Origin of the sequence: Sulfuricurvum sp., assembly GCF_022759005.1 — a bacterium.
GTDB lineage: Bacteria > Campylobacterota > Campylobacteria > Campylobacterales > Sulfurimonadaceae > Sulfuricurvum.
Genome location: NZ_JAEMQA010000157.1, coordinates 1 through 20,505 on the forward strand (window position 1 = coordinate 1; position 20,505 = coordinate 20,505).

Consider the following 20,505-nt stretch of genomic DNA (forward strand, 5'->3'; position numbering starts at 1 on the left):
CCTGCAACGAACAGAGGGTTTCGCTGAGTTCTCGTGGAAGCATCGGAATAGAACGGTGGGGGAGGTAGATCGAGAAACTGCGGTAAATCGCCTCGGCGTCAATCGCACCGAAAGGGTGGACGTATTCACTCACGTCGGCGATGGCGACGTAGAGGGTGGAGGTTTCGGGGATATAACAGATGGCGTCATCGTAGTCTTTTGCGGTGACGGGATCGATCGTACAAAACGGCAGATGACGCAAGTCACGGCGGTTGGGATAGAGGGACGCATCGACCTCTTTGGGAAATTCCCGTGCCATTGCCAGTACGTCATCTTCGAACGCGTCGTGTTTGTTGTAGAGGGCGAGGACGATTTTTTCATCGACTTTCGGATCACTGAGGTTTCCGAGGTATGCGGCAATGGTTCCGCTTTGGTTATTGATTTGATAGAGTGACCCTTTGGCATTCTTAGGAAGATCGCTCAGGGCAAAACCGGCGGGATGATCGGTGCGGATGTCGTAGAGTCCTAAATGTCCGTTTTTAGAAGATATAACCGCAACGCTAAATGTTTCGCTCCGTCCTACAACAACGACAACTTTTGCCTGAGGGCCGCCCCGTTTTCCCAATAGTCGTTGGGCAATGACCAAATCGCCGCTTTTGGCTCCCATGAGGTTGTTGGTTTCGATAAAGTGGTCTCGGATACTCTCCCCTAAAGTCTGAAGATAAGCACCGCTCTCGGAAGCCAATGAGACGATACCGGCGCGGTATTGGGAAGCAAACTGGTATTTCCCCCCCTCATGAGTGAGGAGTTTCATACCGAACCATTGCCGTATGTTTTCGCGTTCGGTTTCTGCAATATCTTGATCATATAGACCGTGGGTAAGACGAATTAGGAGTGATTTCATGCGGATATTATAGTCTATATAAACTTCTATGTTAGAATAACTCCTCTAATTTTACAAAGGAACCATAGATATGACCTACGAAGCGATTTTAAACCAACTCGGTTACACTCCGAATGAAGCCCTTGCCGATCAACTTTCACGGATCGAGAAAAATACCACTGGGTATGAAAAAATTATCAAACACATTTTGGATCTGCACGAAGCGTTGAAAACGGATGAATCGTATGTGGCGATGTCCAACGGTAATGACTATTTTAAAATCAAGATCGATGCGACGAGCGATATCAGCGCAAGCGACGCAATGGACAAAATCAACCATTTCGCCGATAAATTCAAAGTAAAACTCCAAAAAGTAGACGGCAAACCAACTTATTATATCCTCGGATTTGCGGCATAAATGAATAAAGAGCCGATGACCCCGCGAGGGTACGACGAACTTTTACGTGAGTTTAAATTCCTCAAAGATATTGAAAAACCCCGTGTCAATCAGGAAAAACAGCGGGCGGCCGAACTGGGGGATCGGAGCGAAAATGCCGAATACCATGCGGCAAAAGAGAAGCTTCGCCATATCGACAAACGACTGTTTTATCTCAATTCGATGATTGAGAAAGCTCAGATTATCGATCCCTCTTTGCTTGATCACTCCCGTGCCCATTTTGGTGCCACGATTACGATTATGGATGTCGAGAGCGAAGAAGAGTTTGCTTATACGATTTGCGGAACACTCGAGAGTGAACCGGAGAATGCATTGATCTCGGTTCACTCTCCATTGGCTCGGGCGATGTTGGGAAAAGAGCAAGGGGATGAATTCAGTGTTCATCTCCCCGCAGGGAAAAAGAGCTATGAAGTGATCGAAATCACCTATAAGGATATCTTTTCTCTTAAGAAAAATATCCGCACCGAAAAAGATTTCGGATTTCGTTGAGAGCTATTTGATCTCGATTTTTCTCGATACGGATTTGCCGGTTCTCGGGACGGTAATTTTCAGCACACCGTTGATCGATTGAGCCGTAATCGCTTCAAGATTGGCATCATCGGGGAGTGAAAAGCTCTGATTGAATTGGCGATACGATTTTTTCGACCCCTCTTTTCCCTCAGACTCCTCTTTGCGTTCTCCTGAAATCATTAAACGATTCCCTGAGGTTTGAATCGAAATATCTTTTTTGTCCATTCCGGGCAAATCGATGCTGATGAGGTAGGCTTTCTCACTCTCTTTGAGCGTCGAAGCGCTGTAAGTAGTGCTCATTTTGGGAAAAGGGCGGTTAAAAAAACTTTCCAACTCATCCATCGACCAAAAAGGGCAACCCTGTTCGCACGGTTTTTCTTCTTTTGGATGCGCCGAGGCTATCGCTCCGTACGCTAGTAGAGGAACCGTTCCCAATGTAATTAAAAGACGTTTTGACAATGTCATGTATAAACCTCCAATAATATATTGTAGAGTGTAAATGTAAGGCGATTTTGTAAATAGAGAGTAAATTAAGGGGGCACTTTTGAACCCTTTGGTATAATCGCACCAATTTTATTATATTACTCAAGGAAACTGCCGTGAGCACTCCCCTTCCAGACATCGAAAAAGTTCTAAAACAGCACAAATTGTCTATGGACGATTATGCGCATATCAAGAAAATCCTCGGACGTGAGCCGAACCTCGTTGAAATCGGGATTTTTTCAGCTATGTGGAGCGAACACTGCAGCTATAAATCGTCAAAAAAACATTTGAGCGGTTTTCCGACCAAAGCACCGTGGGTTATCCAAGGACCAGGTGAAAATGCAGGTGTTATCGATATCGGCGGCGGATATGCGGCGGTTTTTAAAATGGAGAGTCACAACCATCCGAGTTTTATCGAACCGTATCAAGGTGCAGCGACGGGTGTCGGCGGAATCATGCGTGACGTATTTACGATGGGTGCCCGCCCGATCGCGAATCTTAATGCGCTCCGTTTCGGTAATGTATTGAACCAAGATGACATCAGCGCTCATCAGCGTTATTTGGTGCGCGGTGTCGTATCGGGTATCGGCGGATACGGTAACTGTATGGGAGTTCCGACTATCGGCGGTGAGACGAGTTTCGATGAGTGCTACAACGGTAATATTCTCGTAAATGCGTTTACTCTCGGACTTGCCAAAAGCGATGAAATTTTCTACGGACGTGCCGAGGGGATCGGAAATCCGGTTATCTATGTCGGTTCTAAAACAGGGCGTGACGGTCTCGGTGGTGCAGTGATGAGTTCAGACAGCTTTACCGAAGCGTCTAAAGGGCTTCGTCCGACGGTACAAGTGGGCGATCCGTTTACCGAAAAATTGCTTCTTGAAGCGTGTTTGGAACTTTTCAAAACCGATTATGTTGTCGGGATTCAAGATATGGGTGCGGCTGGTCTGACGTCGAGCTCGTTTGAGATGGCGGGACGTGCCGGAAGCGGTATGATCATGCATTTAGATAAGGTTCCGGCTCGTGAAGAGGGGATGCTGCCATATGAATTTATGCTCTCTGAATCACAAGAGCGTATGCTTATCTGTGCGAAAAAAGGGACTGAACAAGCGATCATCGATATTTTCGAGAAATGGGATCTTGACTGTGCCGTAATCGGTGAAGTAACCGCTACAGGGAAAATGGAGTTGTTTTGGCATGGAGAAAAATGTGCAGAGGTACCGGTTGATCCTGTGAGTGAAGAGGCTCCGGTATTGGATCGCCCGATGAGCCGCCCGGCATATCTTGATGAAATTGCAGATGTCAAATTGAGCGATTTTGATGCGGTCGATAATCAAAAAGCGTTTGAGAAATTGATTGCGTCGATGGAAGTGGTCGATAAAGGGTGGATCTATCAGCAGTACGATTCGATGGTACAAACCAATACGATCAAAAAAGGGGGCGAGCTCGATGCTTCGGTAATCCGTGTCAAAGAAAACGGTGTCGCATTGGCGATGAGTGCGGATTGTAACGTTCGCTACTGTTTCATCGATCCGAAAGCGGGAGCGGCTGCCGCAGTTATCGAGAGCGGCCGTAACGTCGCGATGAGCGGTGCAACTCCTAAAGCGATTACCGATTGTCTCAATTATGGTAACCCGGAAAATCCTGAAGTCATGTGGCAGTTTGCACAAGGATGTTTAGGAATCAAAGAGGCGTGTGCTGAGCTTAATACTCCGGTTATCGGTGGAAATGTATCGCTGTACAATGAAACTAACGGCAAATCGGTATTCCCAACCCCATCTATCGCAATGGTAGGGGTGAACGAAGATCAAAACAACGTTTTGATGTCGACTTTCCAAAGCGAGGGGAATGTAGTCTACATCGTCGGTGAAAACCGCTCTGAATTCGGCGGATCTTTGTATATGAAAGAGCTCTATAACGTTGTTGCGGGAACCATCCCAACGATCGATTATGCAAAAGAACGAGCTCTATGGAATCTTGTCATCGATGCGAATAAAAAAGGGTTGCTCGAAGCGGCCAAAGACTGCAGTTCCGGTGGAGCGGCAATCGCGTTAGCGAAAATGGCATGTGTCAGCGGAAAAGGAATCAGTGCAACAATGAGTGTCAATGATCCACGCGATATTTTTGCCGAAAGCATGAGTCGCGCCATCATCGAAGTAGCTCCGGAAAACTGTGCAGCGTTCGAAGCAATGGTGGGTTCATTGGATTGCCAAAAAATCGGTACGGTCGGTGGAGATACGTTCACCCTCAACGACGTCACGATGAGACTCCCTGAGATGCAAAACATCTACTATAACACCTTCAAAAAAGTGATCGAAGGCGATCTGTAACCTTTCTCTCCTCCTCCTTTTTTGAGGAGGAATTTTCCCTCAAAACGATTATTTTGGAATACTTTTTGCATACAAAAGTGTATGAAAAAGTTACTCAAAAAATTATTTCGAATCCGTTCGAAAAACAAATGTGAATTTTATATTACCAATCTAAGCTATCGGTGTGGAGAATAGAAGATCCCCTCTCTAAGAAGGGGATAGTGGAGTGTTATTCTTTGAGGCGTTCGATTTTAGCACCCAAAGCGCATAGTTTTTGCTCTAAGTTTTCATATCCGCGATCGAGATGGTAGATACGATGAACGTTTGTCGTCCCTTCAGCCGCCATCGCCGCCAATACGAGTGCGCTTGATGCACGAAGGTCGGTTGCCATGACATCGGCTCCGAAGAGTTCACATGGCCCTACTACGGTAGCAACGTGGCCGCTGAGTTTAATATCAGCTCCTAAACGCTGCAATTCGCTGACATGCATAAAGCGGTTTTCAAATAATCGCTCATCGATGGTACTGGCTCCTTTGGCTAGTGTTGCAAGGGCCAAAAATTGTGCTTGCATATCGGTCGGGAATGCGGGATATTCCTGGGTGATAATATCGACGTGTTTGAGTTCAGCCGCAGGATAAACGGTCATGGTGCTTTCGGTAGACTCCACGCGGCATCCCATTTGTTCCAATTTTGCGGTAACGGCATCGAGGTGATCGGGACGTACACGCTCTAATGTAATGGTAGAGTTAGTGATCGCTCCCGCACACAGATAGGTTCCCGCTTCGATACGATCGGGGATCACTTCGAAATCGACCATATCAATCGTTTTGCCCCCTGTTCCGATGATAGTGAGCTCGGATGTACCGATACCGGTAATATCGATACCGCTGTCACGGAGGATTTCACACAGTTGAACCACTTCAGGCTCTTTGGCACAATTGACAAGAACCGATTTGCCGTGTGCTAATGCAGCTGCCATAACGACATTTGCCGTTCCGGTTACGGTGATTTTATCGAAAATGATATGCGCACCCTTGAGCCCCTCCGGTGCTACGGCGTGAACGTATCCCGCATGGATGGTGATCGTAGCCCCCATTGCTTCCATCGCTTTTAGGTGTAGATCGATCGGACGCTGTCCGATTGCACATCCGCCCGGCAAAGAGACTTCACAGTGACCGAATCGTGCAAGTAGCGGTCCGAGTACTAGGATCGACGCACGCATCGTTTTGACGATATCGTAGTTTGCCATTGTATGGTTGACCGTAGAGGTGTCGATGTTTAATACATGGTCTTGTAACGTACAGCTTGCACCAAGATTTTGGAGAAGCTTGAGAAGCGTTTTGATATCGGCCACTTCAGGCATATTGGTGATTTTGAGCGGATTGTGAGCTAAAAGAGCCAACGTAATGAGGGGTAATGCGGCATTTTTCGCGCCGGAAATAGTAACGGTTCCGCTAAGTTTAGTCGGCCCTTGAATTCGTAAATAGTCCATTAGATTCCCACAATGATAAAAAGTGTCGTATTATAAGTCAAGGTAGGTTAAAATTATCAAAACCATAGAGGTAAGAGAGGGAGAAAACGTGAGTTCAGCATTAGATCGTCTCAAAAACCTGACTGCACAGATCTCCAGTTACGAATTGGAACGCAAAAGCAATCTCAAAACTCTCGAAGAACTCTATCGAAAATTGGGGATTGATGCCAAAGTTGAACGCTTCGAGATGCTCTTTGGCTTTAAAGCCATCAATCTTTCAGGCTTATCGTTAGCTGATGAGGATTTGGGGGCGATCAAAGAGGGAAAATATGCCCAAATCATTGCGATAATCTACGATAAAGACGCAAAAGTCAAAAATAAAAATATCTCATTAGCCTATTACGGGCGTGCTGAAAAGTTGACTCCGGAACAAAAAAATGAGATTATCGCTTTTGTGTTGGGATGGCGTTTTGAGAAAAGTTTCCGTACTTTGGAACACTATCATAACCTCATGTCCTATTTGAAATCTCAATCAGGACACTAAATTATGGTGATATTTCTCGATACCGAAACAACCGGTGTGGATCCGAAAGACAGAATGTGTGCCTTGGGATTTATCGGTGAGGATACCTATCATTTTGAGCTGATCAATCCAGAAAAAAAAATCCCTCCCGCCGCTTCCGCTATCCACCATATAACCAACGAGATGGTGAGCGATGCTCCATCATTTTCCCAATCTATCAGTTCTGAAAAACTCAAAGAGCTCAATACGACCCAGAATATACTGGTATCGCATAATGCCCCGTTTGATTTGGCGATGTTGGAGAAAGAGGGATTGACGTGGCAGGGGAGGGTGATCGATACGCTCAAATGCTCCAAATCGCTGATGGATGATTTGGAGGGGTACGGTTTGCAGTTTTTGCGCTATGAGCTCCGATTGTATCGTGAAGAAAAAGCCGTTTTTGAAACGTATAATCTCCCTATCGTTCCACATCATGCACTCAGTGATGCGTTGCACACGAAAATGGTACTGGAATATCTCCTCGATTTAGCCGACATCGAAAGACTCATCGAAATATCCAAAAGCCATATTCTCCTGACCCGCTTGCCGTTTGGAAAATACGCCAAAAAACGGATCGAAGAGATTGTGCTCAAAGACCCCTCTTATCTCAAGTGGATGGTGGAGAGTTTAATGGATATGGATGAAGATTTGCGTTATAGTATCGATTATTATTTGAGAGGGAAGTGATTTGAAAGTAGCGATCCAGTGTGATTCCCCGTTGTTGCAGCGTTCATTGGAACTTTTTTTAGAGGGGAGTCTCACGTCGCTGCGCCAATGTGATATTCTCATTCGAGACAAGAGTATACACGATGATCAATATCCCACCTTTATAATCGGTTCGGACGAATCGGCCGATCTCATCAAACCGTTTTCAAAAGCACAGCTTCTTCACGCTTTGAATCAAAAATTTGAGTCGGGCAAGCATCCTGTATTGGAGACGTCCGATGAACCGATCGAGTCCAATAACGAAAAAGTCAGTTTCGAGATACTTGAACGTCATATCGATAAACTCACCCGTGAATACCAAGCTAATATTTTAAAAGCGATACGTGCATTTTATGAAAAATAATCCAACGATTACCAAAAAAATCATTGCCGGAAAATACAAAGGCAAAACCCTCAAACTTCCCTCCAAAGAGACTACCCGAAGCTCAAAAGCGATCGTTGTGGAATCGTTCTTCAATACTTTGCAATTTGATATCATCGATGCGGTTGTAGTAGAAGTATTCTCGGGGAGCGGCTCAATCGGGCTCGAAGCGTTGAGCCGAGGAGCGAAGAAAATCATTTTTATGGAAAGAGATCGTGACGCGATCCGTACACTTCGTGAAAATATCGCGCAAACCGATCCCTCGGCCTGTGAAGTTGTCGAAGGGGACAGTTTTACCAATATCGTTCATGTCAAAAAGCGTCTTGCAACGTTAGGCGAAAGTGCTTTTATCTACGTCGATCCACCGTTTGCCTACCGTGAAGGGATGGAAGAGATATATGACAAAATGATTGATATGATTGCCTCTTTTCCTCTCGAAATGGCGACATTAATCATTATCGAACATATGAGCACTCTTGAACTTCCTGATTCTATTGGCCATTTTAACCGCATCAAATCCAAACGTTTTGGAAAAACGTCACTTACCTACTACGCGTAACGCATTTTTGGAATAGCCTTTGCTTAATCCTTGTATCACAAAGGATTGGCATGAGAATTTTTATTTTACTTTTTTGCTTACTCACCATTGCTCAAGCAACACGTATCAGTGAAGTCGCTAATATCGTCGGTGTACGGGATAACCAAATTATCGGATACTCTTTGGTGGTGGGTTTGAAAAAAACAGGGGATGGAACAACCTCTAAATTTACTCTTCAATCTATCGCAAACATGCTCAAAGCGATGAATATCGATATGAATCCCGTGGACATTAAATCGAAAAACGTCGCCGCAGTTGTGGTAACCGCTAAATTTGCTCCGTTCGCTCGACAGGGGGATGCATTTGACGTTACCGTCTCCTCTATCGGAGATGCAAAATCGCTTGAGGGGGGAACGCTACTGATGACCCCGCTCAAAGGGGTGGATGGCAAAATATATGCGTTAGCGCAAGGGCCTATCAGCATCGGCGGTAAAAATGACAAAGGTGCGGGGGTAGAATCACATCCAACGGTGGGGATGGTATACGGGGGCGGTTTGGTTGAGCGTGAAATCGCACAGGACCTTTATCATCAAAACAGTGCGACCCTTTCGCTAAAAGAGTCCAATTTCGCCAATGCGGTTGCAATTCAAAACGCGATCAACACTAAATATCGTTCACATGCCGCTACCGCGATTGATCCTCGAACGATTCAATTGCAACTCCCTGCGAATAAATCGATGGTTGAATTTTTGGCAGAGGTTCAAAGTCTTAATATTGATTATACGCAAGATCAAAAAATCATTATTAATGAACGTACGGGAACCATTGTTGCCGGTGTTGATGTTGAGGTAAAACCCGTTGTGGTCACACAAGGGAGCTTGACGGTAAAAATCCTCTCACAAAATGAGGTTTCTAAGCCTGCCGGAAGCGTTGCAATGGATAAAAGTTTGGTTATCGGCCTGAATGAAAATGAAATTTTTACCGAAAAAGGGACGACAACGGTCGCCAACATCGCACGATCACTCCAAAAAATGGGGGCAACACCAAAAGAGATGATCTCTATTTTTCAAGCGATGAAAAGTGCGGGTGCCATCTCGGTTGATTTGGAGGTTATCTAATGGAGATTGCAAACGTAGGATATCAAAAAGTGCTTCCGACAATCGGCACAAAAGAGGGTGATAAAGCTCTCCGTGAAAAAACCGATCAGTTTGAAGCGATTATCGTCAAAATGATGCTGGACGAAGCGATGAAAGATGACAAAAACATTTTTTCAAGTGCAAATGATCCAGGAGATAAAATTTATAAATCAATGTACCGTGAAGAATTATCCAACGCGAGTGCGGGTGGATTCGGTTTTTCACAGATGCTTTTCGACAACCTCAGCCAAAAGGGTGTAAAAAAAGATAAATAGACTAAATTTTTATAGTTTTTTGCCGATATGGTGATACACATCATAAACGCAAAACAAGGATTCAACATGATATCAAGTGTAAACGGGTCGCTACTCAAGGCGACGTATCAGGAATCAACCGTAAAAACAAAAGAACAGGAAAAACCTGCTCAATCTATTACAAAACAAGGTGACACGAGCCGAATCGAAGAGTTGAAATCTTCCATTGAAAAAGGTGAATATCGTGTCGACATTGAAGCGTTAGCTAAACGCATCGCACAAGAGCTTACTTAAAAATACAGGAGTTTATGATGTTGTCTTATCAGTTGCAGAGTGCTATCAAAGATCTTGAAACTCTCATCACTTTGTCTCAGGAGGATATCACCGATATCAAAGAGGCGAACCATAATCCTCAATTTGATCGACTTGCTATCAAAGAGGAAAAAATAAAAAGTTTTGAACAAAAAAAAGCGATGATAGACCGTGAGATTTCAAAACTGATGACTCAACACCCTGCAATGCCTCTTTCTGAACTTTTAGATAATGAACAACATCAACAACTCGATTCACTCAAAGAACATCTCTCTACATTACGCGAAGTGAATCAACAATACGCCAAAATGGTTCTTAGTGTCGGCTCCTTTTATAATGCTCTGTTGGAACGATTGGTTCCGACACAAATGCAGGGCTATCAAAAAGTAGCGCGTTTGGAAGCATCATTTTTGGAAGTGCGAGTATAAAATGGCATCTATTTTCAATGCATTAAATATCGGATACAGCGGTTTAAACGCGGCACAAATCGGTATTGATACGACCGGGCATAATATCTCAAATGCAGAGACTGAGGGGTATTCTCGCCAGCGTGTCGTCACAGCGGCAGCAACTCCGCTGTATGTCCAACCCGGAGCGGTAGGAAACGGTACTCAAATTACGGAAATTGCCCGCGTATTTGATAGTTTTGTGTTTACCCGATATTCGAATGCTGCGCAGAATAAAGAAAACTCGGATACATTGAAGAAGAATTTGGAAGAGCTCTCTTCGTATTTTCCTGAAATCGACAAAATCGGTATTAAAAACGATTTGCAAAATTATTTCAATGCATGGCAGTCTCTTTCAGTCAATCCGGACAATACCTCTTTAAAAGAGTCGTTAGCGCAACAAACGCAAACACTTGCTCAACACATTCAAGAAACGCGATCGAAAATAAAAGATTTGCAAAGCTCTCTCGATAGTCAGGTGAAAGTGAATATTGATGAGGTCAATCGCATCTCTGAACAGATTGCTAAGATCAATATCGAAATTAACAAGGCAGAGGCTGGCGGCATCAATAACGCGAATGATCTAAGAGATCAAAGAAGCCAGCTAGAATTAACTTTGAACAAACTTGTCGGGGCAAAGGTTATCGTAGGACAGATCGAATCGAACAATGTAATCGACAGTAATATTGCGATTAAAAACGGGAGCTATACCATCCAAGTAGGTGGATTTAATATTGTCGACGGAGGAGGTTTTCATCCGATTAGTATGGACCATAAAAACAATCCGAACGGCTATAATGACCTCTATTACGAACGCCAAGACGGAGTTCGTGTCCCGTATGCTGAGCATATTACCGGAGGGAAAATCGGAGCGTTGTTAGAGCTTCGCGGATCACAAATCGGATCAAACGGCGAGTTCGAAGACGGATTTTTGCAAGAGACGATGAACAATATGGACAACTTTGCAAAAGGGCTGATCGAAGCGACCAATAATATTTACGCACAAACAGCTACGACTTCGATGCAGTCGAATCCATTGAGTTTCACGAATAGTCTTTCATTGCTCAGTACGGATGAAAATTTCAATGCCGGAACATTTGAACTCATTGTTTACGATGTTGACGGTAACGAAGTAGGGCGACGTTCTATTACGATTGATCAAGGCACATTGATAGACAATTCGCCTCTCTCTACGAACAGCATCGTCAACCAAATTAACAGTGCAAACGATGACAACAAAGACGGTAATGCGCTTAATGACATCAATAGCATGCTAACAGCGTCATTTAACAGCACGCAAAAAATCTTTTCGATTAACATGCAAGGTGGATACGCTGAACAAGGGTATACGTTCGCTATTAAAGATAATGGAACCAATTTCGCCGGTGTGACAGGGCTTAATCGCTTTTTTGATGGTTCAAACGGAAAAAATATTGCTCTAACCGATGCATTAAAAAATGATACCAGTGCAATCAAAGGGTTCGCATCACCTGCAAGAGGTGATGGCCAAACGGCACTTGATATGGTTCAGCTGCAATTTTCATCAGTGACATTCGGAAGCGGATTAAATAAAACAACCGATACAATCTATGGGAATTTCGACAATATGGTGACAAAAGTCGGGACGAAAACCAATGCCGTTATCGCTACGAACGATGCCCTCACCGCACAATACAATGCAATTAAACAAGAGCAAGATTCGATCAGTAAAGTGAGTATTGATGAAGAGATGGCCAATCTTATCCGTTACCAAACCTCGTACGGAGCTGCCTCAAAAGTTATTACCACTGTTGATCAGATGATGACAACACTTTTGGGCATCAAAAACTAATGCCGCTACTTAGTATTGCCGCTCTTGCAGCGGTGATCGTGTTTTCATTTATCGCTCCTCTTTTTTATACGCTCGACCCCCTTTTTTTAGATTCCCACGCTATATTGCTTCCCCCCTCTATGGCTCATTGGTTCGGTACCGACCGATTGGGACGTGATCTTTTGGCCCGTTTGATGGAGGGGGGGCAAATATCGCTTGTTATCGGATTTGGCAGCGCCCTTGTTTCAACGCTCATTGGACTCATCTATGGAGTGAGTGCCGCTCTGATGCGCGGGGGATTCGATAAACTTTTTATCATCGTAGTGGATCTATTTCTGACATTTCCGACTCTCTTTTTGCTGTTAACTCTGGTGAGTTACGTCAATGCATCGGTTTGGATATTGATTGTAATTATTTCAATTACCGGATGGATGGGGACGGCACGCTTGATCCGTTCTGAGAGCTTTGCCATCGCTTCAAAACCGTTTATTCGGATTCTTCGCATCGGCAACGTTCATCCGATCAAAATTATTTTCAAATATTATGCCCCTTTGCTCGCGCCGGTGGTCTTGGTCAATTTCACGTTTGGGGTAGGGGGCGCTATTTTGGCGGAATCGGGATTGTCGTTCTTGGGATTAGGTATTGTGGCACCGCAAATGAGCTGGGGGAGTATCCTCAGTGGAGGAAAAGAGGTGATTGATATCGCGTGGTGGGTAAGCTTCTTTCCGGGATTATTGATTTTTATCGTAACATTTTCGTTGATGAACATCTCCAATGCGCTGCAAGCGCATTGGAACCAAAAAGAGATTCGTTAGTTATCGAAGAACATGCCCCACAAATTTTGACATATTCCCCAAAATTTTCCCGCCTCTTCGGAATCCTAAACCGCACGCTTCATAGGCAAAAAAGACACCGGCTTGATAGCTGTTTCCGGCACTGTCTTTTGGAAATTCAACGTACTCTTGATAGATCGGTTTGAAGTTACCGTACGGTCCGTCGTTGGACTCAAGTGTAGTACCTGTAGCGTCAACAATACGTACATTTGCTCCCTCTCGTCCAAACATCCGTTTTTCGACGTAAGAAGTCCCTTTTAGCGGTTCAAAAGAGGTCTTAAGCAGATACGGTGAATCGGGAAATAAGTCACACAGGATTTTCATCATCCCTTTGGATTGAAAGAGAAGGGTATAGGCAGGATTGAGGATAATAGCTTTCTGATTGTTCATGATTGAAGTGAGCAGAGTGGCAAGTTCTGGTTCTTCGATAGCAATCTCTTCCCACGGAAAGAGTTTAAACCAATACTCATACGCGTTCTCTTCGCTGTCATAAATTCCCTCTTCATCGAATTTGACTCCGCCAAGCGGCTCAAATCCGCTCTCAAAGCCAGCATCGATTGCCATTTGCTGTAACAGACGAACCGTTTGTTCTTCTTCTATGTTTCCGCTGATGGAACTAAAGAGAATTTTCCATCCCTCATAGAGCGAATCAAATTTTTCGGTATCGTCAAACAGAGTAATCAGACGGCGAAAATTCTCACTAATCGCTTCATAAACCGAGTTAAACTGACGCTCTTCATCCATATCGTTGTATTTGAGCAGTGCCCATTGCAAAATAGCGGTTTCGAAGAGTGCGGTTGGGGTATCGGCATTGAATTCGATCAGTTTAATCGGTTTTCCATCAACCCCTCCTGCAAGATCAAAACGGCCGTAGAGGTGCCAGTGAACATCGTTTTCCCAGCTTTTTTTAATCGCCTCGATCAGATTAAACGGGATCCCGAGATCAAAAAAGAGATTATTGTCGATAACGTGTTGCGCCGCAGTGGCGTACATATCGTAAAGTTCATTGACCGCTTCGTAATAGGCTTCGGCTTCCGCATCGGTGATTACAACCAATTCATCCGCAATGTATTTGCTTTGGTCTGAATCGGTATGCCAGCCAAACCCCATTTGCTCTAAAGCGGTATCGTTGATCGGGTTTATTTTTTGTAATGCAATCATATTAGCCTCCGAAACTGCTGCTGCTTGAGGTGCTTTTTGAGGCCGAGTTTCCGAAGAAGCTCTTTTTCTGATTTGAAGAGGAAGCCGGAGTGTTCATACCGCTTGATGAACGATGGTATTCGGAGCGGTTGGACATCTCTTGATGTTTGCGCACATTGGCATTGTTCATCAGAGCATTTCCGATCATATTTCCTAGCAGTGCCCCTCCGGCTGCGGCGAGGATCGTTCCTGCTAATCCCATCCCTTCACTGTGCGGTTCGGCATTGAGCTCCGATTGCCCCGATTCCATTTTTTTGTACTCTTGGTTGGCAAGCTCTTTCATTTCGCTTTCGGTTAAGACTCGTTCATGCACTGTTCCGTTCTCATCCTTGGATCGGATAATCGCATGGCTTGGTCCCTCCGTCGGAACCTCTTCGACAATGACGTACTTACCGTTGCTGAGTTGCTCGACAACGAGAAATTTGTTTTTCGGTTCTGCCTGCTCTTGGGAAGCACTTTGACATCCGCTAAGTGCACTGAGGACGACCAGCCCCATTGTTCCTACCATAATCTGATTCGCCGATATACAGTGTTTCATTCTTGACTCTTATCGTAATTGTTTTAGACGTGAGGTATTGAGTTTAAAAATTGTTGAGGCGCTTTGCTCCGTTAATCCGCGAAAATCTTCAATAATAATATCGGAAACTTGTAAACAAAAATCCCGATCAAACCTTTCTCCGCTTTTGTTCGCTGACGTAGAAAAAAGCCATCCGAAGGGGTGGATCAGATTTGCATGCTCAGGATCGCTCACGAACCGGAAAGCTTGATTTTTGAGGACAAACGTCGTCTTCTTGCTATGGCGTACGCGATGTTTATGTAGATCAGGAATCCGTATATCTTGCCTTAGCTGCTTTAATTTGGCATAAACTTTTAAAAACGGTTTATTTTCGGGGCGCATTTTGACGGCTTCGAGACGAGATCCGTTTTGAGAGAGGAAACCGACGGTGGTGTCGGTTTGGGTGAGGATGATTTTATCCATTGCTTAGGAAATGAGGTAATCTTGCAGTGCCTGAGGCTCCATCCAGCTATTGTCTTGCATATGCCCCATTGCTTCGATTGCGGCGCGAGCGGCACTGAGGGTCGTGAAATACGGAATACCCATGCGCAATACGATTTGACGGATTTGTTCCGCATCTTTTTTCGATGTGTTGTTGTCTGATGTATTGATAGCAAGAGAAATATTACCGTTTTTCATCATATCTTCGATATTTGGACGTCCCTCGGAAATTTTGAGCACTTCGACACACGGAATCCCTGCGGCTTCGATCACTTTTTGTGTACCGCGGGTTGCGACGAGGTTGAATCCTTGATTATGGAGTCCCCGTGCAATTTCTGGTGCATGTACTTTGTCCATGTCGATGAATGAGAGGAAACACGTTCCCGATGTCGGAATTTTGTTTCCTGCGGCAAGCTGGCTTTTCGCGAAACTGACGCCGAAGTTTTGACTGACCCCCATAACTTCTCCGGTCGATTTCATCTCAGGAGAGAGGACTAAATCGGCTCCGTAGAGTTTGTTGAAAGGAAATACCGCTTCTTTGATCGCAACATGCCCTTTGAGACGTGGTTTAAGCAACCCGTCTGCTTCCATCACGATATTGTAGTTATCGTAGTAGTTCAATGCGTTGCGTAAAGTATCTCCGAGCATAACACGGGTAGCAACTTTTGCGAGCGGCATACCGGTTGCTTTTGAAACAAACGGTACGGTGCGGGATGCGCGCGGATTAACCTCGATCAAATAGACTTCATTTTGGTAAATGGCGTATTGGATATTGAGCAAACCGATAACACCGAGCCCCAATGCGATTTTTTTCGTTTGTTGTTCCACCTGTGCTTGAAGCTCACGGCTAAGGCTAACCGGTGGGAGTGAACACGCGCTGTCTCCCGAGTGGATTCCCGCCTCTTCGATATGCTGCATAACAGAACCGATATAAACTTCGGTACCGTCTGAGATCGCATCCACGTCAAGCTCAACCGCTTGATCGAGGAATTTGTCAACGAGTACTGGAGAGTCGTTACTGACCGATACGGCGACATCCATATAGGTACGCAGTTCATCTTCGTTGTAAACGATACGCATAGCCCGTCCGCCCAGAACGTACGATGGACGAACGAGAACCGGATATCCAAGCTCTTGGGCAACGGCAAATGCTTGTTCTTTGGTCATGGCAATTCCGTTTTCCGGTTGTTTGAGACCTTGTTCCACAACGAACGCTGAGAATTTTTCACGGTTTTCTGCCAAGTCGATCACCTCTGCGGAGGTTCCTGCAATGTTTGCACCGATAGCGCTAAGACCATTAGCCAATTTAAGAGGCGTTTGCCCTCCGAAATGGACAATGATACCGTCTGGTTGTTCTGTTTCTACGATAGAACGGACGTGTTCGAAATCGATCGGTTCGAAATAGAGGACATCAGAGGTGTCATAGTCGGTCGAAACGGTTTCAGGGTTACAGTTGACCATGATGGTTTCGATACCCATCTCTTTGAGTGCGAAAGAAGCGTGAACACAGCAGTAGTCAAACTCGATCCCTTGACCGATGCGGTTGGGTCCGCCGCCGAGAATCATCACTTTTTTCTTGTCACTTTGACGCGGTGCTTGCGGTCCGAGACGAGTGATATTGGTTGTTGAGTAAAGGTACGGTGTCAATGAACCGAACTCTGCCGCACACGTATCAACTTCGTTGTATTCAAAAGCGATACCAAGCGCTTTGCGTGCATTGTAAACATCGATTTCTTTGGTACTTCCACCGATCAGACGGGCAAGCATTTTATCGGAGAATCCTTCGGTTTTCAGGCGGCGAAGCTGATTTTCATCACTGAGTGTTGCGGCAGTAACGGTTTTCTCTTGGGCAATAATCTCTTCGATTTGGGTGAGGAACCACGGATCGATTTTTGAGAGTTCAAAAATCTCCTCTTTGGAGAGCCCCATTCGGAATCCTTGAGCGACGTAAAGGATACGTTCAGCGTTCGGACGGCGAATTTCGTGTTTAACGAATTCGAGATCGGCATCGATAGGATCAAAACCGCACAGACCTGTTTCAAGTGAGCAGAGCGCTTTTTGAACCGACTCTTTGAACGTTCGTCCGATTGCCATCGCTTCTCCGACCGATTTCATACTGGTGGTGAGAGTTGATTCCGCTTCTGGAAATTTTTCGAACGTAAAGCGCGGAACTTTGGTTACGATATAGTCGATAACCGGCTCAAACGATGCAGGGGTTCCGGTGATGTCGTTGGTAATCTCATCGAGCGTAAATCCTACCGCAAGCAATGTAGCCACTTTTGCAATCGGGTAACCGGTTGCTTTTGAAGCAAGTGCCGAAGAGCGGGATACACGTGGATTCATTTCGATAACAATCATACGCCCTGTTTTCGGGTTCACAGAGAATTGTACGTTTGATCCGCCGGTATCAACACCGATTTCGCGCAGAATCGCAAATGATGCATCACGCATACGTTGGTACTCTTTATCGGTGAGGGTGAGGGCAGGGGCAACAGTGATCGAATCTCCCGTATGAACACCCATCGGATCGAAGTTTTCGATCGAACAGACGATGATGCAGTTATCATTTCGGTCACGGATAACTTCCATCTCGTACTCTTTCCATCCAAGAAGTGACTCTTCGATCAGGATTTCAGTAATCGGTGATTCGTCAAGACCACGTTGAGCGAGGAGTTTGAACTCATCGATGTTGTATGCAACACCGCTTCCCCCACCCGCAAGGGTATACGATGCACGGATGATGATCGGAAAACCGATCGCTTCGGCCGCTGCCATCGCTTCGTCCATATTGTAAGCATAACGGGAGATCGGCAAGTCCATACCGATTTTGATCATCGCCTCTTTGAACGCTTGACGGTCTTCCCCTTTTTTAATAGCGCTTGGGTTGGCTCCGAGGAATTCGACCCCCTCTAACATCCCTTTTTCGTACATTTTCATTGCGGCGTTGAGAGCAGTCTGTCCACCCATTGTCGGCAAGATTGCGTCTACGTTCTCTTTTTTGATAATTTCGGCAATGATTTCGGGTTTGATAGGTTCGATGTAGGTACGATCGGCAAATTCAGGGTCGGTCATAATCGTTGCCGGATTCGAGTTGATCAAAACTACACGGTAGCCGAGCTCTTTGAGCGTTTTTACCGCTTGCGTCCCAGAGTAGTCAAATTCACAGGCTTGACCGATAACAATCGGGCCTGATCCGATGAGTAAAATCGTTTTGATGTCGTCGCGTTTTGGCATTATGACCCCTATCAATAAAAATTTTATTATTATAGACGAGGAGCACTTAAAATCGGATTACAAGGGGTGAAGAGAGATTATCTTATTTGTGTAATGACATGAAAATAGGCTGGATTTTTGCCGTAAAAGTAGGGTTCAACAACAGCACTTTGATAGCCGCTGGCTTTTGAAATCGAGATCACTTTGCCGACTTTGAGACCCGACATAAAAATACGGTCCAGCCCTGATGTGAGGACTTCATCACCCACTGAAATCGGTATCCACGTAGGGATAAATTCGACAACAAGCCGGCGCTCATTATTTCCGCGGACGATTCCCGGAGCGAGAGTTGTTCCGATCGTTACGGCATACGAGCTTTTGGTGTCTCCGTTGAGCAATGCCATCGGACGTCCGTAGCTTCCAACAACAATTCCGGCCGCGTACCCTCGATAGAGTAGACCGTACACTTTTTTGGGATTAAAATGGTCCATTTCAATCCATACTCGATGCGGATCGCCGAAACGGACGTATGAAAGCGTTCTGGCTAAAGCGGTTTGGGGATTGGTTTTTAGAGTGCTGTTTTGTTCTTGGAGGAGTTTTTGGTACTCATCGGCTACTTGATGCAGATTAATCAGCTCTTTTTCATAATAGCGGTTTTTTTCTTGAAGGGCTATGATCGTGGCTTGTTGATGAAAATGTTGATCGATTTTGTTTTGAATCGATTCGATACCATCAAGGTAATGCGATTTTATAGTATGCGTTAGATGCAGAATCGGAGATTGCAAAAAGTTAGTAAAGTAAAGGGTCCCTCCTATCAGCGAAACTAGAAGGGCGGCGATCGTTAGGGTTTGTTTATTCATTATCGAAGAGTTCGTGGAGTTGATCGATCTCTTCTAAAGCGCGTCCTGTTCCGCGTGCAACACACAAAAGCGGCTCATCGGCTACATAGACCGGAATTTTGATCGTTTCTGAAATGTATTTGTCAAGTTGACGGATCAAAGCCCCGCCTCCGGTGAGGATTACACCGTTATTGACGATATCGCCCGCCAAATCCGGCGGCATATTTTCCAATACGTCACGTAGCGCTTCGAGGATCTCTTTGAGCGGATCGCGCATTGCTTCACGCGCGTCTTCGCTGCTCAGTTCGATCGATGTCAAAAGACCTTCAACTTGGTCACGGCCGTTAATGATCATTTTAAGCTCTTGAGCCAACGGCATCGCGGTACCGATATTAATTTTGATGTCTTCTGCGATACGTTCACCGATAAGAAGGTTGTATTTACGCTTAACGTAATCCATGATCGCGCGGTCAATTTTATCTCCCGCTACACGGATTGAACGACAAAGAACGAGTCCACCGAGAGAAATAACACCGATTTCAGTAGTCCCCCCTCCGATATCAACGACGATATTTCCTTTTGGTTCACGAATGTCGATACCCGCACCGATAGCAGCTGCCATCGGTTCATCAATCAGATAGACTTCGCGTGCTCCTGCACTCATTGCCGATTCACGGACCGCTTTGCGTTCTACTTGAGTCAGACCGTACGGGATACAGATGATGATACGAGGGCTGATGAGACTGCTTCGTCCGTGCGCTTTTTCGATAAACTTGCGGATCATTTTCTCTGTCATATCAAAATCGGCGATAACTCCGTCGCGCATCGGGCGGATCGCTTTGATATTGCCCGGAGTTTTTCCGACCATCTCTTTAGCCTCGCGACCGACAGCAAGGACTTTTTGTTGACCGTATTTTTCGGTTTTTACTGCAACAACGGAGGGTTCATTGATAACAATCCCTTTTCCTTTGGAGATGACCAAAGTATTGGCTGTACCCAAGTCGATAGAGAGATCATTTGAGAACATTCCGATTAATTTATTAAATAGCATTAACTCTCCTATGCACTTTTTTGTTTTGATTTTTTAATATAGACTGGGGCGATATTTTCTTCGACAACTTCTTTTGTGATGAGTACTTCGTATCCTCTGTATTCGGGAAGCTCATACATTGTTTCACCCATAGTC

22 protein-coding genes are annotated in these 20,505 nt (G+C 45.1%); 13 read left to right on the forward strand and 9 right to left on the reverse strand.

Features of this window, described 5'->3' with window-relative positions; genetic code table 11:
* Window positions 1–883 (reverse strand): RNB domain-containing ribonuclease (locus JHC35_RS09185; protein WP_295044554.1); only part of this gene is annotated, 883 nt, incomplete at its 3' end.
* A 70-nt stretch (window positions 884–953) separates the two neighbouring features.
* Here JHC35_RS09185 and JHC35_RS09190 point away from each other — a divergent pair.
* A complete protein-coding gene (locus JHC35_RS09190) occupies window positions 954–1,280 on the forward strand; it encodes a hypothetical protein (RefSeq protein ID WP_295044557.1) in 327 nt (108 codons plus the stop codon).
* Window positions 1,281–1,808: a transcription elongation factor GreA gene (gene greA / locus JHC35_RS09195; protein WP_295044560.1), complete on the forward strand. Its 528-nt coding sequence runs from the start codon at window positions 1,281–1,283 to the stop codon at window positions 1,806–1,808.
* A 3-nt stretch (window positions 1,809–1,811) separates the two neighbouring features.
* Here greA and JHC35_RS09200 read toward each other — a convergent pair whose 3' ends face one another.
* Window positions 1,812–2,294, reverse strand: a complete 483-nt coding sequence (locus tag JHC35_RS09200; protein WP_295044563.1) for an Hsp20/alpha crystallin family protein — start codon at window positions 2,292–2,294, stop codon at window positions 1,812–1,814.
* Window positions 2,295–2,428: 134 nt separating this feature from the next.
* Between JHC35_RS09200 and purL the strand changes: the two genes are divergently transcribed.
* Window positions 2,429–4,642, forward strand: coding sequence for a phosphoribosylformylglycinamidine synthase subunit PurL (purL, locus tag JHC35_RS09205; RefSeq protein ID WP_295044565.1), 2,214 nt, complete (start codon window positions 2,429–2,431; stop codon window positions 4,640–4,642).
* 208 nt (window positions 4,643–4,850) lie between these two features.
* Here purL and murA read toward each other — a convergent pair whose 3' ends face one another.
* Window positions 4,851–6,113: a UDP-N-acetylglucosamine 1-carboxyvinyltransferase gene (gene murA / locus JHC35_RS09210; RefSeq protein WP_295044567.1), complete on the reverse strand. Its 1,263-nt coding sequence runs from the start codon at window positions 6,111–6,113 to the stop codon at window positions 4,851–4,853.
* 88 nt (window positions 6,114–6,201) lie between these two features.
* Here murA and JHC35_RS09215 point away from each other — a divergent pair, with 88 nt between their 5' ends.
* The 10 genes from JHC35_RS09215 (at window position 6,202) to JHC35_RS09260 (ending at window position 13,052) form a co-directional block, all read left to right on the forward strand.
* Entirely contained in the window at window positions 6,202–6,636 is a 435-nt protein-coding gene (locus tag JHC35_RS09215) for a hypothetical protein (RefSeq protein WP_295044571.1), read from the forward strand.
* Between the two features lie 3 nt (window positions 6,637–6,639).
* Window positions 6,640–7,341, forward strand: coding sequence for a 3'-5' exonuclease (locus JHC35_RS09220; protein ID WP_295044573.1), 702 nt, complete (start codon window positions 6,640–6,642; stop codon window positions 7,339–7,341).
* Window position 7,342: 1 nt separating this feature from the next.
* Window positions 7,343–7,723, forward strand: coding sequence for a hypothetical protein (locus JHC35_RS09225; protein WP_295044576.1), 381 nt, complete (start codon window positions 7,343–7,345; stop codon window positions 7,721–7,723).
* The gene (gene rsmD, locus JHC35_RS09230; protein ID WP_295044577.1) at window positions 7,713–8,300 is read left to right on the forward strand and encodes a 16S rRNA (guanine(966)-N(2))-methyltransferase RsmD; all 588 of its coding nucleotides are present in this window, start codon (window positions 7,713–7,715) and stop codon (window positions 8,298–8,300) included. Before JHC35_RS09225 ends, rsmD begins: the two co-directional genes overlap by 11 nt.
* Before the next feature lie 50 nt (window positions 8,301–8,350).
* Window positions 8,351–9,397 (forward strand): flagellar basal body P-ring protein FlgI, encoded by a 1,047-nt coding sequence (locus tag JHC35_RS09235; protein ID WP_295044580.1) that lies wholly within the window; start codon window positions 8,351–8,353, stop codon window positions 9,395–9,397.
* Window positions 9,397–9,690, forward strand: coding sequence for a hypothetical protein (locus JHC35_RS09240; RefSeq protein ID WP_295044583.1), 294 nt, complete (start codon window positions 9,397–9,399; stop codon window positions 9,688–9,690). Before JHC35_RS09235 ends, JHC35_RS09240 begins: the two co-directional genes overlap by 1 nt.
* 66 nt (window positions 9,691–9,756) lie before the next feature.
* Window positions 9,757–9,963: a flagellar biosynthesis anti-sigma factor FlgM gene (locus tag JHC35_RS09245; protein ID WP_295044586.1), complete on the forward strand. Its 207-nt coding sequence runs from the start codon at window positions 9,757–9,759 to the stop codon at window positions 9,961–9,963.
* Between the two features lie 14 nt (window positions 9,964–9,977).
* Window positions 9,978–10,409 (forward strand): hypothetical protein, encoded by a 432-nt coding sequence (locus JHC35_RS09250; protein ID WP_295044589.1) that lies wholly within the window; start codon window positions 9,978–9,980, stop codon window positions 10,407–10,409.
* Between the two features lies 1 nt (window position 10,410).
* A complete protein-coding gene (gene flgK / locus JHC35_RS09255; protein ID WP_295044592.1) occupies window positions 10,411–12,258 on the forward strand; it encodes a flagellar hook-associated protein FlgK in 1,848 nt (615 codons plus the stop codon).
* Window positions 12,258–13,052, forward strand: a complete 795-nt coding sequence (locus JHC35_RS09260) for an ABC transporter permease (RefSeq protein ID WP_295044595.1) — start codon at window positions 12,258–12,260, stop codon at window positions 13,050–13,052. Before flgK ends, JHC35_RS09260 begins: the two co-directional genes overlap by 1 nt.
* On the opposite strand, the gene JHC35_RS09265 is transcribed toward JHC35_RS09260, so the two are convergent.
* From JHC35_RS09265 to JHC35_RS09290, 6 genes are all read right to left on the reverse strand, one after another.
* Complete coding sequence (locus JHC35_RS09265) at window positions 13,053–14,231, reverse strand: glutathionylspermidine synthase family protein (protein ID WP_295044598.1); 1,179 nt, start codon at window positions 14,229–14,231, stop codon at window positions 13,053–13,055.
* Between the two features lies 1 nt (window position 14,232).
* Window positions 14,233–14,808 (reverse strand): hypothetical protein, encoded by a 576-nt coding sequence (locus tag JHC35_RS09270; protein WP_295044601.1) that lies wholly within the window; start codon window positions 14,806–14,808, stop codon window positions 14,233–14,235.
* 9 nt (window positions 14,809–14,817) lie between these two features.
* Window positions 14,818–15,249: a Sua5/YciO/YrdC/YwlC family protein gene (locus tag JHC35_RS09275; protein ID WP_295044604.1), complete on the reverse strand. Its 432-nt coding sequence runs from the start codon at window positions 15,247–15,249 to the stop codon at window positions 14,818–14,820.
* A gap of 3 nt (window positions 15,250–15,252) precedes the next feature.
* Window positions 15,253–18,501, reverse strand: coding sequence for a carbamoyl-phosphate synthase large subunit (gene carB, locus JHC35_RS09280; protein ID WP_295044607.1), 3,249 nt, complete (start codon window positions 18,499–18,501; stop codon window positions 15,253–15,255).
* 77 nt (window positions 18,502–18,578) lie between these two features.
* Window positions 18,579–19,340, reverse strand: coding sequence for a rod shape-determining protein MreC (gene mreC / locus JHC35_RS09285; RefSeq protein ID WP_295044610.1), 762 nt, complete (start codon window positions 19,338–19,340; stop codon window positions 18,579–18,581).
* Window positions 19,333–20,370, reverse strand: a complete 1,038-nt coding sequence (locus tag JHC35_RS09290) for a rod shape-determining protein (protein WP_295044614.1) — start codon at window positions 20,368–20,370, stop codon at window positions 19,333–19,335. The genes mreC and JHC35_RS09290 overlap by 8 nt, the downstream gene beginning before the upstream one ends.
* Window positions 20,371–20,505: the final 135 nt, after the last annotated feature.

Bases quoted from the DNA above. Each gene is read 5' to 3' on its own strand.
- JHC35_RS09190 (WP_295044557.1), top strand. From the start codon at position 954: ATGACCTACGAAGCGATTTTAAACCAACTCGGTTACACTCCGAATGAA.
- greA (WP_295044560.1), top strand. From the start codon at position 1,281: ATGAATAAAGAGCCGATGACCCCGCGAGGGTACGACGAACTTTTACGT.
- JHC35_RS09200 (WP_295044563.1), bottom strand. From the start codon at position 2,294: ATGACATTGTCAAAACGTCTTTTAATTACATTGGGAACGGTTCCTCTA.
- murA (WP_295044567.1), bottom strand. From the start codon at position 6,113: ATGGACTATTTACGAATTCAAGGGCCGACTAAACTTAGCGGAACCGTT.
- JHC35_RS09220 (WP_295044573.1), top strand. From the start codon at position 6,640: ATGGTGATATTTCTCGATACCGAAACAACCGGTGTGGATCCGAAAGAC.
- rsmD (WP_295044577.1), top strand. From the start codon at position 7,713: ATGAAAAATAATCCAACGATTACCAAAAAAATCATTGCCGGAAAATAC.
- JHC35_RS09235 (WP_295044580.1), top strand. From the start codon at position 8,351: ATGAGAATTTTTATTTTACTTTTTTGCTTACTCACCATTGCTCAAGCA.
- JHC35_RS09240 (WP_295044583.1), top strand. From the start codon at position 9,397: ATGGAGATTGCAAACGTAGGATATCAAAAAGTGCTTCCGACAATCGGC.
- JHC35_RS09245 (WP_295044586.1), top strand. From the start codon at position 9,757: ATGATATCAAGTGTAAACGGGTCGCTACTCAAGGCGACGTATCAGGAA.
- JHC35_RS09250 (WP_295044589.1), top strand. From the start codon at position 9,978: ATGATGTTGTCTTATCAGTTGCAGAGTGCTATCAAAGATCTTGAAACT.
- flgK (WP_295044592.1), top strand. From the start codon at position 10,411: ATGGCATCTATTTTCAATGCATTAAATATCGGATACAGCGGTTTAAAC.
- JHC35_RS09260 (WP_295044595.1), top strand. From the start codon at position 12,258: ATGCCGCTACTTAGTATTGCCGCTCTTGCAGCGGTGATCGTGTTTTCA.
- JHC35_RS09265 (WP_295044598.1), bottom strand. From the start codon at position 14,231: ATGATTGCATTACAAAAAATAAACCCGATCAACGATACCGCTTTAGAG.
- JHC35_RS09270 (WP_295044601.1), bottom strand. From the start codon at position 14,808: ATGAAACACTGTATATCGGCGAATCAGATTATGGTAGGAACAATGGGG.
- JHC35_RS09275 (WP_295044604.1), bottom strand. From the start codon at position 15,249: ATGGATAAAATCATCCTCACCCAAACCGACACCACCGTCGGTTTCCTC.
- carB (WP_295044607.1), bottom strand. From the start codon at position 18,501: ATGCCAAAACGCGACGACATCAAAACGATTTTACTCATCGGATCAGGC.
- mreC (WP_295044610.1), bottom strand. From the start codon at position 19,340: ATGAATAAACAAACCCTAACGATCGCCGCCCTTCTAGTTTCGCTGATA.
- JHC35_RS09290 (WP_295044614.1), bottom strand. From the start codon at position 20,370: ATGCTATTTAATAAATTAATCGGAATGTTCTCAAATGATCTCTCTATC.